The sequence below is a fragment of the Pseudomonas sp. P5_152 genome, from assembly GCF_033989915.1.
GTDB lineage: Bacteria > Pseudomonadota > Gammaproteobacteria > Pseudomonadales > Pseudomonadaceae > Aquipseudomonas.
Genome location: NZ_JASFAH010000002.1, coordinates 3,187,544 through 3,205,348, shown reverse-complemented (window position 1 = coordinate 3,205,348; position 17,805 = coordinate 3,187,544). Strand labels below are relative to the sequence as shown.

At 58.7% G+C, this 17,805-nt stretch carries 1 protein-coding gene (running past one end of the window); it reads left to right on the top strand.

Annotated elements, in window-relative coordinates:
• Positions 1–78: 78 nt before the first annotated feature.
• Positions 79–17,805, top strand: partial view of a retention module-containing protein gene (locus QMK50_RS14610; protein WP_320333367.1) — the 5' portion only. Its footprint extends 12,291 nt past the window's final position; the window shows 17,727 of its 30,018 coding nt (coding positions 1–17,727); it begins with the start codon at positions 79–81; its stop codon lies off the right edge, out of view.

Below are 17,805 nucleotides of genomic sequence, written 5' to 3'. Positions count from 1 at the left end.
TGTACGTCCAGGCTGAATCGGCAAAATGCCCTTTCAGGTCTATGGAAGCCTACTGAACGGAACACCGGAGAGTCCTTAATGAGCAGTGTTGTTGCCATCGTCAAAAGCATTGTCGGTCAAGTTTTTGCGGTGTCCCCAGGGGGCATCCGCCGTATTTTGATTGAAGGCGATCGGCTGTTCGTAGGTGACCAACTGGACACCGGCCCGGCGGGCGCCGTGACCCTGGAACTGGCTGACGGTCGCATGCTGGACCTGGGCCGCGACAGCCAATGGAGCGGCAGTGCTCCGGACTCCAGTACCGACTTGGCACAAGCCACCGCGCAGGCCGCACCGTCGGTAGAAGAACTGCAGCAAGCCATCGTCGCGGGCGCCGACCCGACCACCGAACTGGAAGCCACCGCAGCCGGCCAAAGCGCCGCAGGTACCGGGGGCGCCGCCGGAGGTGGTCACAGTTTTGTGATGCTGGACGCCACCGCTGGCCGGGTTGACCCGACCATTGGTTTCCCGACAGCGGGCATCAATTCCGCCTTCACCGCCGTGGAAGACACCACCGGCGGCCAGGACAACCGCAGTAACGACAACCTGCTGCGCGGCTCGACCCTGAGCCTGAGCGCCACGCCGACCATCACCGAAGCGGGCGGCGTACTGGTCTACACCGCGAACGTGACCCAGGCGCCGCTGAGCGACCTGACCATCACCCTGTCCAATGGCGCGATCATTGTCATCCCTGCCGGCCAGGTCACTGGCAGCGTCAACGTTCCCCTGGCCCCGAACGACAGCGTCTACACCGACCCGTCGCAAATTACCGTCACCGTAACCGGCACCACCGGTGGCGGCGGCCTGGTACTGACCGTCGACCCGACACCTGCCGTCACCCAGATCACCGACACCATCGACACCACCACGGTCACACTGACCGCGGAGCCGACGATCACTGAAGGCGGCCAGATCACCTACACCGCCACCTTGACCAACCCGGCACAAACGCCGGTGACCGTGACCTTGAGCAACGGCTCGGTCATCACCATCGAAGCCGGTAAATCCACCGGCACCGTGGTGGTCGATACTCCAATCAATGACGTCTACAACAATGGCAGTACTGTCACTACCACCATTACTGGCGCTACCGGTGGCAACTTCGAGAACCTGGTGCCAAGCCCTACTCCGGCTGTCACCACCATTACCGATTCGCCTGACACTACCGGTCTGACCTTGACCGCTACTGGCGGTATTACCGAAGGCGGCCAGATCACTTACACCGCGACCCTGACCAATCCGGCGGGTACGCCGATGACTGTGACCTTGAGCAATGGCTCGGTCATCGTCATCGAGGCGGGTAAAACCAGCGGTACCGCGGTGGTCGATACTCCGGCCAACGATGTGTATGTCAACGGCAGCACCGTTAGCGCGACGATTACCGGCACCACTGGCGGTAACTTCGAGAATCTGGTGCCAGACACTACTCCGGCCGTTACCACCATCAGCGACTCGCCTGATGCCACTGGCCTGACCCTCACCGCCACCGGCGGTATTACCGAAGGCGGTCAGATCACTTACATTGCAACCCTGACCAACCCGGCGGGCACGCCGATGACTGTGACCTTGAGCAATGGCTCGGTCATCGTCATCGAGGCGGGTAAAACCAGCGGTACCGTGGTGGTCGATACCCCAGCGAACGATGTGTATGTCAACGGCAGCACCGTTAGCACGACGATCACGGCTACCACTGGCGGTAACTTTGAGAGCTTGGTGCCTAGCACTACTCCGGCCGTTACCACCATCGCCGATAGCATCGACACCGTTACCGTCACCATTGAAAGCAATGGCGATGTACTGGAAAACGCTGCACCGAAGTTCACCGTCAAGGTTGATCAAGTCCTCAAACAGGACCTGACCGTCACCCTGAGCAACGGCGACACCGTCGTCATCAAAGCCGGCACCAGCAGCACGCCGTACGAGCTGAAAGCCCAAGGCGATGACGTCTACAAAGACGGCGAAACCATCAAACTCGGCGTCACCGACGCTGCAGTCGACGGCAAATCCTTCGAAAACCTGGTACTGGGCAACGAAGCCATCGTTACAGTCGGCGACACCACTTCTGAAGTGGTTGCCACTCTGTCTGTGGATAAAACCACCGTCACCGAAGGCGGCTCCGTCACCTACACCGTGACCCTGACCAACGCCGCTGGCCTGCCGATGAGCAACCACGGCGAGTTGACCTTCAAACTCTCCGACGGCACCACCATCACCGTTCCAGCCAACAGCACCACCGGCACGGCAACCGTGGTCACCAGCAACGACATCTTCACCGGCGGTCAGCCGGCACTGGTTAACAAGCTGGAAAGCGTCTCCGGCGCCGATCAGTTCGAACAGCTGACCCTGGGCAAAGACCAGTTCACCACCACCGTCACCGACCAACCCTCGGGCGAAGGCGACAAGATCACCGTCACCATCGAAAGCAATGGCGACGTGCTGGAAAACGCTGCTCCGAAGTTCACCGTCAAGGTTGATCAAGTCCTCAAACAAGACTTGACCGTCACCCTGAGCAACGGCGACACCGTGGTCATCAAAGCCGGCACCAGCAGCGTGCCGTACGAGCTGAAAGCCCAGGGCGACGACGTCTACAAAGACGGTCAAGTTGTGGAAGTCGGTGTCAGCAATGCCACCGTTGACGGCAAGTCCTTCGAAAACCTGGTGCTGGGCGACAAAGCCCAAGTCTCCATCGGCGACACCCTGTCTGAAGTGGTCGCCACTCTGTCTGTGGATAAAACCACCGTCACCGAAGGCGGTTCCGTCACCTACACCGTGACCCTGACCAACGCTGCCGGTTTGCCGATGAGCAACCACGGCGAGTTGACCTTCAAACTCTCCGACGGCACCACCATCACCGTTCCGGCCAACAGCACCACCGGCACGGCTACCGTGGTCACCAGCAATGACATCTTCACCGGCGGTCAGCCGGCACTGGTCAACAAGCTGGAAAGCGTATCTGGCGCCGATCAGTTCGAGAAACTGACTCTGGGCAAAGACCAGTTCACCACCACCGTCACCGACCAACCCTCGGGCGAAGGCGACAAGATCACCGTCACCATCGAAAGCAATGGCGACGTGCTGGAAAACGCTGCACCGAAGTTCACCGTCAAGGTTGATCAGGTCCTCAAGCAGGACCTGACCGTGACCTTGAGCAATGGCGACACCGTGGTTATCAAAGCCGGCACCAGCAGCGTGCCGTACGAACTGAAAGCCCAAGGCGATGACGTCTACAAAGACGGCGAAACCATCAAACTCGGCGTCACTGACGCTGCAGTAGACGGTAAATCCTTCGAAAACCTGGTCCTCGGCAACGAAGCCATCGTTAAAGTCGGCGACACCACTTCTGAAGTGGTTGCCACCCTATCTGTGGATAAAACCACCGTCACCGAAGGCGGTTCCGTCACCTACACCGTGACCCTGACCAACGCCGCTGGCCTGCCGATGAGCAACCACGGCGAACTGACCTTCAAGCTCTCCGACGGCACCACCATCACCGTTCCAGCCAACAGCACCACCGGCACGGCTACCGTGGTCACCAGCAACGACATCTTCACCGGTGGTCAGCCAGCGCTGGTCAACAAGCTGGAAAGCGTATCTGGCGCCGATCAGTTCGAGAAACTGACTCTGGGCAAAGACCAGTTCACTACCACCGTCACCGACCAACCGTCGGGCGAAGGCGACAAGATCACCGTCACCATCGAAAGCAATGGCGACGTGCTGGAAAACGCTGCACCGAAGTTCACCGTCAAGGTTGACCAGGTCCTCAAGCAGGACCTGACCGTGACCTTGAGCAATGGCGACACCGTGGTTATCAAAGCCGGCACTACCAGCGTTCCATACGAACTGAAAGCCCAGGGCGACGACGTCTACAAAGACGGTCAAGTTGTGGAAGTCGGTGTCAGCAATGCCACCGTTGACGGCAAGTCCTTCGAAAACCTGGTGCTGGGCGACAAGGCCCAAGTCACCATCGGCGACACCCTGTCTGAAGTGGTTGCCACCCTGTCTGTGGATAAAACCACCGTCACCGAAGGCGGTTCCGTCACCTACACCGTGACCCTGACCAACGCCGCTGGCCTGCCGATGAGCAACCACGGCGAACTGACCTTCAAGCTCTCCGACGGCACCACCATCACCGTTCCAGCCAACAGCACCACCGGCACGGCTACCGTGGTCACCAGCAACGACATCTTCACCGGCGGTCAGCCGGCACTGGTTAACAAGCTGGAAAGCGTCTCCGGCGCCGATCAGTTCGAACAGCTGACCCTGGGCAAAGACCAGTTCACCACCACCGTCACCGACCAACCCTCGGGCGAAGGCGACAAGATCACCGTCACCATCGAAAGCAACGGCGACGTGCTGGAAAACGCTGCACCTAAGTTCACCGTCAAGGTTGATCAAGTCCTCAAACAGGACCTGACCGTCACCCTGAGCAACGGCGACACCGTGGTCATCAAGGCCGGCACCAGCAGCACTCCGTACGAGTTGGCGGCGCAAGGTGATGACGTCTACAAAGACGGCGAAACCATCAAACTCGGCGTCACCGACGCTGCAGTCGACGGCAAATCCTTCGAAAACCTGGTACTGGGCAACGAAGCCATCGTTACAGTCGGCGACACCACTTCTGAAGTGGTTGCCACTCTGTCTGTGGATAAAACCACCGTCACCGAAGGCGGCTCCGTCACCTACACCGTGACCCTGACCAACGCCGCTGGCCTGCCGATGAGCAACCACGGCGAGTTGACCTTCAAACTCTCCGACGGCACCACCATCACCGTTCCAGCCAACAGCACCACCGGCACGGCAACCGTGGTCACCAGCAACGACATCTTCACCGGCGGTCAGCCGGCACTGGTTAACAAGCTGGAAAGCGTCTCCGGCGCCGATCAGTTCGAACAGCTGACCCTGGGCAAAGACCAGTTCACCACCACCGTCACCGACCAACCCTCGGGCGAAGGCGACAAGATCACCGTCACCATCGAAAGCAATGGCGACGTGCTGGAAAACGCTGCTCCGAAGTTCACCGTCAAGGTTGATCAAGTCCTCAAACAAGACTTGACCGTCACCCTGAGCAACGGCGACACCGTGGTCATCAAAGCCGGCACCAGCAGCGTGCCGTACGAGCTGAAAGCCCAGGGCGACGACGTCTACAAAGACGGTCAAGTTGTGGAAGTCGGTGTCAGCAATGCCACCGTTGACGGCAAGTCCTTCGAAAACCTGGTGCTGGGCGACAAAGCCCAAGTCTCCATCGGCGACACCCTGTCTGAAGTGGTCGCCACTCTGTCTGTGGATAAAACCACCGTCACCGAAGGCGGTTCCGTCACCTACACCGTGACCCTGACCAACGCTGCCGGTTTGCCGATGAGCAACCACGGCGAGTTGACCTTCAAACTCTCCGACGGCACCACCATCACCGTTCCGGCCAACAGCACCACCGGCACGGCTACCGTGGTCACCAGCAATGACATCTTCACCGGCGGTCAGCCGGCACTGGTCAACAAGCTGGAAAGCGTATCTGGCGCCGATCAGTTCGAGAAACTGACTCTGGGCAAAGACCAGTTCACCACCACCGTCACCGACCAACCCTCGGGCGAAGGCGACAAGATCACCGTCACCATCGAAAGCAATGGCGACGTGCTGGAAAACGCTGCACCGAAGTTCACCGTCAAGGTTGATCAGGTCCTCAAGCAGGACCTGACCGTGACCTTGAGCAATGGCGACACCGTGGTTATCAAAGCCGGCACCAGCAGCGTGCCGTACGAACTGAAAGCCCAAGGCGATGACGTCTACAAAGACGGCGAAACCATCAAACTCGGCGTCACTGACGCTGCAGTAGACGGTAAATCCTTCGAAAACCTGGTCCTCGGCAACGAAGCCATCGTTAAAGTCGGCGACACCACTTCTGAAGTGGTTGCCACCCTATCTGTGGATAAAACCACCGTCACCGAAGGCGGTTCCGTCACCTACACCGTGACCCTGACCAACGCCGCTGGCCTGCCGATGAGCAACCACGGCGAACTGACCTTCAAGCTCTCCGACGGCACCACCATCACCGTTCCAGCCAACAGCACCACCGGCACGGCTACCGTGGTCACCAGCAACGACATCTTCACCGGTGGTCAGCCAGCGCTGGTCAACAAGCTGGAAAGCGTATCTGGCGCCGATCAGTTCGAGAAACTGACTCTGGGCAAAGACCAGTTCACTACCACCGTCACCGACCAACCGTCGGGCGAAGGCGACAAGATCACCGTCACCATCGAAAGCAATGGCGACGTGCTGGAAAACGCTGCACCGAAGTTCACCGTCAAGGTTGACCAGGTCCTCAAGCAGGACCTGACCGTGACCTTGAGCAATGGCGACACCGTGGTTATCAAAGCCGGCACTACCAGCGTTCCATACGAACTGAAAGCCCAGGGCGACGACGTCTACAAAGACGGTCAAGTTGTGGAAGTCGGTGTCAGCAATGCCACCGTTGACGGCAAGTCCTTCGAAAACCTGGTGCTGGGCGACAAGGCCCAAGTCACCATCGGCGACACCCTGTCTGAAGTGGTTGCCACCCTGTCTGTGGATAAAACCACCGTCACCGAAGGCGGTTCCGTCACCTACACCGTGACCCTGACCAACGCCGCTGGCCTGCCGATGAGCAACCACGGCGAACTGACCTTCAAGCTCTCCGACGGCACCACCATCACCGTTCCAGCCAACAGCACCACCGGCACGGCTACCGTGGTCACCAGCAACGACATCTTCACCGGCGGTCAGCCGGCACTGGTTAACAAGCTGGAAAGCGTCTCCGGCGCCGATCAGTTCGAACAGCTGACCCTGGGCAAAGACCAGTTCACCACCACCGTCACCGACCAACCCTCGGGCGAAGGCGACAAGATCACCGTCACCATCGAAAGCAACGGTGACGTACTGGAAAATGCTGCGCCTAAGTTCACCGTCAAGGTTGATCAAGTCCTCAAACAGGACCTGACCGTCACCCTGAGCAACGGCGACACCGTGGTCATCAAGGCCGGCACCAGCAGCACTCCGTACGAGTTGGCGGCGCAAGGTGATGACGTCTACAAAGACGGTCAAGTTGTGGAAGTCGGTATCGACAATGCCACCGTCGACGGCAAATCCTTCGAGAATCTGGTGCTGGGCGACAAAGCCCAAGTCACCATCGGCGACACCCTGTCTGAAGTGGTCGCCACTCTGTCTGTGGATAAAACCACCGTCACCGAAGGCGGTTCCGTCACCTACACCGTGACCCTGACCAACGCCGCTGGCCTGCCGATGAGCAACCACGGCCCGCTGGTCTTCACTCTGTCCGATGGCACCAAAATCACCGTTCCTGCGAATGGGACTTCGGCCAGCGCGACCGTCACTGCCAAAGACGACATCTTCGCTGGCGGCCAGACTCCAATCGTCAACAAGCTGGTTTCGGTTACTGGCGCAGAGAATTTCGAGAAGCTGACCCTGGGCGACACGACGTTGACCACTTCGGTCACTGACGAGCCAGGTACTGACGGCGACAAGATCACCGTCACCATCGAAAGCAACGGCGACGTGCTGGAAAACGCTGCACCTAAGTTCACCGTCAAGGTTGATCAAGTCCTCAAACAGGACCTGACCGTCACCCTGAGCAACGGCGACACCGTGGTGATCAAAGCCGGCACCAGCAGCACGCCGTACGAGCTGAAAGCCCAGGGCGATGACGTCTACAAAGACGGTCAAGTTGTGGAAGTCGGTGTCAGCAATGCCACCGTTGACGGCAAGTCCTTCGAAAACCTGGTACTGGGCGACAAAGCCCAAGTCACCATCGGCGACACCCTGTCTGAAGTGGTCGCCACTCTGTCTGTGGATAAAACCACCGTCATCGAAGGCGGTTCCGTCACCTACACCGTGACCCTGACAAACGCCGCTGGCCTGCCGATGAGCAACCACGGCGAACTGACCTTCAAGCTCTCCGACGGCACCACCATCACCGTTCCGGCCAACAGCACCACCGGCACGGCTACCGTGGTCACCAGCAACGACATCTTCACCGGCGGTCAGCCGGCACTGGTTAACAAGCTGGAAAGCGTCTCCGGCGCCGATCAGTTCGAACAGCTGACCCTGGGCAAAGACCAGTTCACCACCACCGTCACCGACCAACCCTCGGGCGAAGGCGACAAGATCACCGTCACCATCGAAAGCAACGGCGACGTGCTGGAAAACGCTGCACCTAAGTTCACCGTCAAGGTTGATCAAGTCCTCAAACAGGACCTGACCGTCACCCTGAGCAACGGCGACACCGTCGTCATCAAAGCCGGCACCAGCAGCACGCCGTACGAGCTGAAAGCCCAGGGCGATGACGTCTACAAAGACGGCGAAACCATCAAACTCGGCGTCACCGACGCTGCAGTAGACGGCAAATCCTTCGAAAACCTGGTACTGGGCGACAAAGCTCAGGTCACCATCGGCGACACCACTTCTGAAGTGGTCGCCACTCTGTCTGTGGATAAAACCACCGTCACCGAAGGCGGTTCCGTCACCTACACCGTGACCCTGACCAACGCCGCTGGCCTGCCAATGAGCAACCACGGCGAACTGACCTTCAAGCTCTCCGACGGCACCACCATCACCGTTCCAGCCAACAGCACCACCGGCACGGCTACCGTGGTCACCAGCAACGACATCTTCACCGGCGGTCAGCCAGCGCTGGTCAACAAGCTGGAAAGCGTTTCTGGCGCCGATCAGTTCGAGAAACTGACCCTGGGCAAAGACCAGTTCACCACCACCGTCACCGACCAACCCTCGGGCGAAGGCGACAAGATCACCGTCACCATCGAAAGCAACGGCGACGTGCTGGAAAACGCTGCACCTAAGTTCACCGTCAAGGTTGATCAAGTCCTCAAACAGGACCTGACCGTCACCCTGAGCAACGGCGACACCGTCGTCATCAAAGCCGGCACCAGCAGCACGCCGTACGAGCTGAAAGCCCAGGGCGATGACGTCTACAAAGACGGTCAAGTTGTGGAAGTCGGTGTCAGCAATGCCACCGTTGACGGCAAGTCCTTCGAAAACCTGGTGCTGGGCGACAAAGCCCAAGTCACCATCGGCGACACCCTGTCTGAAGTGGTCGCCACTCTGTCTGTGGATAAAACCACCGTCACCGAAGGCGGCTCCGTCACCTACACCGTGACCCTGACCAACGCTGCTGGCTTGCCAATGAGCAGCCACGGCCCGCTGGTCTTCACCCTGTCCGACGGCACCAAAATCACCGTTCCTGCGAATGGGACTTCGGCCAGCGCGACCGTCACCGCCAAAGACGACATCTTCGCTGGCGGCCAGACACCAATCGTCAACAAACTGGTTTCGGTTACTGGCGCAGAGAATTTCGAGAAGCTGACCCTGGGCGACACGACGTTGACCACTTCGGTCACTGACGAGCCAGGTACTGACGGCGACAAGATCACCGTCACCATCGAAAGCAACGGCGACGTGCTGGAAAACGCTGCACCTAAGTTCACCGTCAAGGTCGATCAGGTCCTCAAACAAGACTTGACCGTCACCCTGAGCAACGGCGATACCGTGGTCATCAAAGCCGGCACCAACAGCGTGCCGTACGAACTGAAAGCCCAGGGCGATGACGTCTACAAAGACGGTCAAGTTGTGGAAGTCGCTGTCAGCAATGCCACCGTCGACGGTAAGTCGTTCGAGAACCTGGTGCTGGGCGACAAAGCCCAAGTCACCATCGGCGACACCCTGTCTGAAGTGGTCGCCACTCTGTCTGTGGATAAAACCACCGTCACCGAAGGCGGCTCCGTCACCTACACCGTGACCCTGACCAACGCTGCTGGCTTGCCAATGAGCAGCCACGGCCCGCTGGTCTTCACCCTGTCCGACGGCACCAAAATCACCGTTCCTGCGAATGGGACTTCGGCCAGCGCGACCGTCACCGCCAAAGACGACATCTTCGCTGGCGGCCAGACACCAATCGTCAACAAACTGGTTTCGGTTACTGGCGCAGAGAATTTCGAGAAGCTGACCCTGGGCGACACGACGTTGACCACTTCGGTCACTGACGAGCCAGGTACTGACGGCGACAAGATCACCGTCACCATCGAAAGCAACGGCGACGTGCTGGAAAACGCTGCACCTAAGTTCACCGTCAAGGTCGATCAGGTCCTCAAACAAGACTTGACCGTCACCCTGAGCAACGGCGATACCGTGGTCATCAAAGCCGGCACCAACAGCGTGCCGTACGAACTGAAAGCCCAGGGCGATGACGTCTACAAAGACGGTCAAGTCGTGGAAGTTGGTGTCAGCAATGCCACCGTCGACGGCAAATCCTTCGAGAATCTGGTGCTGGGCGACAAGGCCCAAGTCACCATCGGCGACACCCTGTCTGAAGTGGTTGCCACTCTGTCTGTGGATAAATCCACCGTCACCGAAGGCGGTTCCGTCACCTACACCGTGACCCTGACCAACGCTGCCGGTTTGCCGATGAGCAACCACGGCCCGCTGGTCTTCACCCTGTCCGACGGCACCAAAATCACCGTTCCTGCGAATGGGACTTCGGCCAGCGCAACTGTCACCGCCAAAGACAACATCTTCACCGGTGGCCAGGATGCAATCGTCAACAAGCTGGAATCCGTCTCGGCTAACAACTTCGAGAAGTTGACCCTCGGCAAAGACCAGTTCACCACCACTGTCACTGACGAGCCAGGTACTGACGGCGACAAGATCACCGTCACCATCGAAAGCAACGGTGACGTACTGGAAAATGCTGCGCCTAAGTTCACCGTCAAGGTTGATCAGGAACTGAAACAAGACCTGACCGTAACCTTGAGCAACGGCGCGACCGTGGTGATCAAGGCCGGCACCACCAGCGTTCCATACGAACTGAAAGCCCAAGGCGACGACGTCTACAAAGACGGCGAAACCATCAAGCTCAGCGTCACTGACGCAACGGTTCCGGGCAAGTCGTTCGAGAACCTGGTGCTTGGCGACGAGGCTGTGGTCAAGGTTGGCGACACCCTCACTGAGGTGAAAGCCACCCTGACTGTGGATAAATCCACTGTCGCCGAAGGCGGCGAAGTCACCTACACCGTGACCCTGACCAACGCCGCCGGCATGCCGATGGCCAGCCACGGCGAGTTGACCTTCAGACTCACCGACGGCACCGAGATCAAGATCCCGGCTAACGGCACCAGCGGTACTGCAGTGGTCACCGCCAAAGACAACATCTTCACCGGCGGTCAGGACGCGATCGTCAATAAACTCGAGTCGGTTTCGGCCAACAACTTCGAGAAGCTGACCTTGGGCGATACCACGCTGACTACCAGCGTGACGGACGAACCAGGCTCGGGCGATCCAAAAGATCCGGCCAACGAAGGCGACAAGATCACCGTCACCATCGAAAGCAACGGCGACGTACTGGAAAACGCTGCTCCGAAGTTCACGGTGAAAGTCGATCAGGAACTCAAGCAAGACCTGACCGTGACCCTGAGCAACGGCGCGACCGTGGTGATCAAAGCTGGCACCACCAGCGTTCCATACGAACTGAAAGCCCAGGGCGACGACGTCTACAAAGACGGCGAAACCATCAAACTGAGCGTCACTGACGCAACGGTTCCAGGTCAGTCGTTCGAGAATCTGGTACTCGGCGACGAGGCTGTGGTCAAGGTTGGCGACACCCTCACTGAGGTGAAGGCCACCCTGACGGTGGATAAATCCACCGTCGCCGAAGGTGGTGAAGTCACCTACACCGTGACCCTGACCAACGCCGCCGGCATGCCGATGGCGAGCCATGGTCCTCTGGAGTTCACGCTGACCGATGGCACCGTGGTGAAAATCCCGGCTAACGGCACCAGTGGTACTGCCGTGGTCACCGCCAAAGACAACATATTCACCGGTGGCCAGGACGCGATCGTCAACAAGCTCGAGTCGGTTTCGGCTAACAACTTCGAGAAGCTGACACTGGGCGACACGACATTGACCACTTCGGTCACCGACGAGCCATCGGGCCAAGGCGACAAGATCACCGTCACCATCGAAAGCAACGGTGATGTACTGGAAAATGCTGCGCCTAAGTTCACCGTCAAGGTTGATCAGGAACTGAAACAAGACCTGACCGTGACCCTGAGCAACGGTGCAACCGTGGTGATCAAAGCCGGCACCACCAGCGTTCCATACGAGCTGAAAGCCCAAGGCGATGACGTCTACAAAGACGGCGAAACCATCAAACTGAGCGTCACTGACGCAACGGTTCCGGGCAAGTCGTTCGAAAACCTGGTGCTCGGCGACGAGGCTGTGGTCAAGGTTGGCGACACCCTCACTGAGGTGAAAGCCACCCTGACGGTGGATAAAACCACTGTCGCCGAAGGTGGTGAAGTTACTTACACCGTAACCCTGACCAACGCCGCTGGCATGCCGATGGCGAGCCATGGTCCGCTGGTCTTCACTCTGTCCGACGGCACCAAAATCACCGTTCCTGCGAACGGGACTTCGGCCAGCGCAACTGTCACCGCCAAAGACAACATCTTCACCGGCGGTCAGGACGCGATCGTCAACAAGCTCGAGTCGGTTTCGACTAACAACTTCGAGAAGTTGACCCTCGGCGAAGACCAATACACCACCACCGTTACCGACGAGCCAGGTACTGACGGCGACAAAATCACCGTCACCATCGAAAGCAACGGCGACGTGCTGGAAAACGCTGCGCCGAAGTTCACCGTCAAAGTCGATCAGGAACTGAAACAAGACCTGACCGTGACCCTGAGCAACGGTGCAACCGTGGTGATCAAAGCCGGCACCACCAGCGTTCCATACGAACTGAAAGCGCAAGGCGATGACGTCTACAAAGACGGCGAAACCATCAAGCTCAGCGTCACTGACGCAACGGTTCCAGGTAAATCTTTCGAGAACCTGGTGCTCGGCGACGAAGCTGTGGTCAAGGTGGGTGACACTCTCACCGAGGTGAAAGCCACACTGACTGTGGATAAAACCACTGTCGCCGAAGGCGGTGAAGTTACTTACACCGTGACCCTGACCAATGCTGCTGGCATGCCGATGGCGAGCCATGGCGAATTGACCTTCAAACTCACCGACGGCACCGAGATCAAGATCCCGGCAAACGGCACCACCGGTACTGCCGTGGTCACCGCCAAAGACAACATCTTCACCGGCGGCCAGGATGCGATCGTCAACAAGCTGGAATCCGTCTCGGCTAACAACTTCGAGAAGCTAACACTGGGTGACACGACGTTGACCACTTCGGTCACCGACGAGCCATCGGGCCAAGGCGACAAAATCACCGTCACCATCGAAAGCAACGGCGATGTACTGGAAAACGCTGCTCCGAAGTTCACCGTCAAAGTCGATCAGGAACTCAAGCAAGACCTGACCGTGACCTTGAGCAACGGCGCCGTTGTTGTGATCAAAGCTGGCACCACCAGCGTTCCATACGAGCTGAAAGCCCAGGGCGACGACGTCTACAAAGACGGTCAAATCGTGGAAGTTGGTGTCAGCAATGCCACCGTCGACGGCAAGTCCTTCGAGAACCTGGTACTGGGCGACAAAGCCCAAGTCACCATCGACGACACCCTCACTGAGGTGAAAGCCACCCTGACGGTGGATAAATCCACTGTCGCCGAAGGCGGTGAAGTCACCTACACCGTGACCCTGACCAACGCTGCCGGCATGCCGATGGCGAGCCATGGTCCGCTGGTCTTCACTCTGTCCGACGGCACCAAGATCACCGTTCCTGCGAACGGGACTTCGGCCAGCGCAACTGTCACCGCCAAAGACAACATCTTCACCGGCGGTCAGGACGCGATCGTCAACAAGCTCGAGTCGGTTTCGGCTAACAACTTCGAGAAGCTGACACTGGGCGACACGACGTTGACCACTTCGGTCACTGACGAACCATCGGGCCAAGGCGACAAGATCACTGTCACCATCGAAAGCAATGGCGATGTACTGGAAAACGCTGCGCCGAAGTTCACCGTCAAGGTCGATCAGGAGCTGAAACAAGACCTGACCGTAACCTTGAGCAACGGTGCAACCGTGGTGATCAAAGCCGGCACCACCAGCGTTCCATACGAGCTGAAAGCCCAAGGCGATGACGTCTACAAAGACGGCGAAACCATCAAACTGAGCGTCACTGACGCAACAGTTCCAGGTCAGTCGTTCGAGAATCTGGTGCTCGGCGACGAGGCTGTAGTCAAAGTTGGCGACACCCTCACTGAGGTGAAAGCTACGCTGACTGTGGATAAAACCACTGTCGCCGAGGGCGGTGAAGTTACTTACACCGTGACCCTGACCAACGCTGCCGGCATGCCGATGGCGAGCCACGGCGAGTTGACCTTCAAACTCACCGACGGCACCGAGATCAAGATCCCGGCCAACAGCACCAGTGGCACGGCCGTGGTCACCGCCAAAGACAACATCTTCACCGGTGGTCAGGATGCGATCGTCAACAAACTCGAGTCGGTTTCGGCCAACAACTTCGAGAAGCTGACCCTCGGCAAAGACCAATACACCACTACCGTCACCGACGAGCCAGCGGGCCAAGGCGACAAAATCACCGTCACCATCGAAAGCAATGGCGACGTCCTGGAAAACGCTGCGCCTAAATTCACGGTGAAGGTCGATCAGGAACTGAAACAAGACCTGACCGTAACCTTGAGCAACGGCGCGACCGTGGTGATCAAAGCCGGCACCACCAGCGTGCCGTACGAACTTAAAGCCCAGGGCGACGACGTCTACAAAGACGGCGAAACCATCAAACTCAGCGTCACTGACGCAACGGTTCCGGGCAAGTCGTTCGAAAACCTGGTGCTCGGCGACGAGGCTGTGGTCAAGGTTGGCGACACCCTCACTGAGGTGAAAGCTACCCTGACTGTGGATAAATCCACTGTCGCCGAAGGCGGTGAAGTCACCTACACCGTGACCCTGACCAACGCTGCCGGCATGCCAATGGCCAGCCACGGCGAGTTGACCTTCAAACTCACCGACGGCACCGAGATCAAGATTCCGGCTAACGGCACCAGCGGCACTGCCGTGGTCACCGCCAAAGACAACATCTTCACCGGTGGCCAGGACGCGATCGTCAACAAGCTCGAGTCGGTTTCGGCTAACAACTTCGAGAAGCTGACACTGGGCGACACGACATTGACCACTTCGGTCACCGACGAGCCATCGGGCCAAGGCGACAAAATCACCGTCACCATCGAAAGCAACGGCGATGTACTGGAAAACGCTGCTCCGAAGTTCACCGTCAAAGTCGATCAGGAACTCAAGCAAGACCTGACCGTGACCCTGAGCAACGGCGCGACCGTCGTGATCAAGGCCGGCACCACCAGCGTGCCGTACGAGCTGAAAGCCCAGGGCGATGACGTCTACAAAGACGGCGAAACCATCAAGCTCAGCGTCACTGACGCAACGGTTCCGGGCAAGTCCTTCGAGAACCTGGTGCTCGGCGACGAGGCTGTGGTCAAGGTTGGCGACACCCTCACTGAGGTGAAAGCCACCCTGACTGTGGATAAATCCACCGTCGCCGAAGGCGGTGAAGTCACCTACACCGTGACCCTGACCAACGCTGCCGGCATGCCAATGGCCAGCCACGGCGAGTTGACCTTCAAACTCACCGACGGCACCGAGATCAAGATTCCGGCTAACGGCACCAGCGGCACTGCCGTGGTCACCGCCAAAGACAACATCTTCACCGGTGGCCAGGACGCGATCGTCAACAAGCTCGAGTCGGTTTCGGCTAACAACTTCGAGAAGCTGACACTGGGCGACACGACATTGACCACTTCGGTCACCGACGAGCCATCGGGCCAAGGCGACAAAATCACCGTCACCATCGAAAGCAACGGCGATGTACTGGAAAACGCTGCTCCGAAGTTCACCGTCAAAGTCGATCAGGAACTCAAGCAAGACCTGACCGTGACCCTGAGCAACGGCGCGACCGTCGTGATCAAGGCCGGCACCACCAGCGTTCCGTACGAGCTGAAAGCCCAGGGCGATGACGTCTACAAAGACGGCGAAACCATCAAGCTCAGCGTCACTGACGCAACGGTTCCGGGCAAGTCCTTCGAGAACCTGGTGCTTGGCGACGAGGCTGTGGTCAAGGTTGGCGACACCCTCACTGAGGTGAAAGCCACCCTGACTGTGGATAAATCCACTGTCGCCGAAGGCGGCGAAGTCACTTACACCGTGACCCTGACCAACGCCGCCGGCATGCCAATGGCCAGCCATGGTCCTCTGGAGTTCACGCTGACCGATGGCACCGTGGTGAAAATCCCGGCTAACGGCACCAGCGGCACTGCCGTGGTCACCGCCAAAGACAACATCTTCACCGGCGGCCAGGACGCGATCGTCAACAAACTCGAGTCGGTTTCGGCCAACAACTTCGAGAAGCTGACCTTGGGCGATACCACGCTGACTACCAGCGTGACGGACGAACCAGGCTCGGGCGATCCAAAAGATCCGGCCAACGAAGGCGACAAGATCACCGTCACCATCGAAAGCAATGGCGACGTGCTGGAAAACGCTGCTCCGAAGTTCACAGTGAAAGTCGATCAGGAACTCAAGCAAGACCTGACCGTGACCCTGAGCAACGGCGCGACCGTGGTGATCAAAGCTGGCACCACCAGCGTTCCATACGAACTGAAAGCCCAGGGCGATGACGTCTACAAAGACGGCGAAACCATCAAACTGAGCGTCACTGACGCAACGGTTCCGGGTAAGTCCTTCGAGAACCTGGTGCTCGGCGACGAGGCTGTGGTCAAGGTTGGCGACACCCTCACCGAGGTGAAGGCCACCCTGACTGTGGATAAAACCACTGTCGCCGAAGGCGGTGAAGTTACTTACACCGTGACCCTGACCAACGCTGCCGGCATGCCAATGGCCAGCCATGGTCCTCTGGAGTTCACGCTGACCGATGGCACCGTGGTGAAAATCCCGGCTAACGGCACCAGCGGCACTGCTGTGGTCACCGCCAAAGACAACATCTTCACCGGCGGCCAGGACGCGATCGTCAACAAACTCGAGTCGGTTTCGGCCAACAACTTCGAGAAGCTGACCTTGGGCGATACCACGCTGACTACCAGCGTGACGGACGAACCAGGCTCGGGCGATCCAAAAGATCCGGCCAACGAAGGCGACAAGATCACCGTCACCATCGAAAGCAATGGCGACGTGCTGGAAAACGCTGCTCCGAAGTTCACAGTGAAAGTCGATCAGGAACTCAAGCAAGACCTGACCGTGACCCTGAGCAACGGCGCGACCGTGGTGATCAAGGCCGGCACCACCAGCGTGCCGTACGAACTTAAAGCCCAGGGCGATGACGTCTACAAAGACGGTGAAACCATCAAGCTCAGCGTCACTGACGCAACAGTTCCGGGCAAGTCGTTCGAAAACCTGGTGCTCGGCGACGAGGCTGTGGTCAAGGTTGGCGACACCCTCACCGAGGTGAAGGCCACCCTGACTGTGGATAAAACCACTGTCGCTGAAGGCGGTGAAGTTACTTACACCGTGACCCTGACCAACGCTGCCGGCATGCCAATGGCCAGCCATGGTCCTCTGGAGTTCACGCTGACCGATGGCACCGTGGTGAAAATCCCGGCTAACGGCACCAGCGGCACTGCCGTGGTCACCGCCAAAGACAACATCTTCACCGGTGGCCAGGACGCGATCGTCAACAAGCTCGAGTCGGTTTCGGCTAACAACTTCGAGAAGCTGACACTGGGCGACACGACATTGACCACTTCGGTCACCGACGAGCCATCGGGCCAAGGC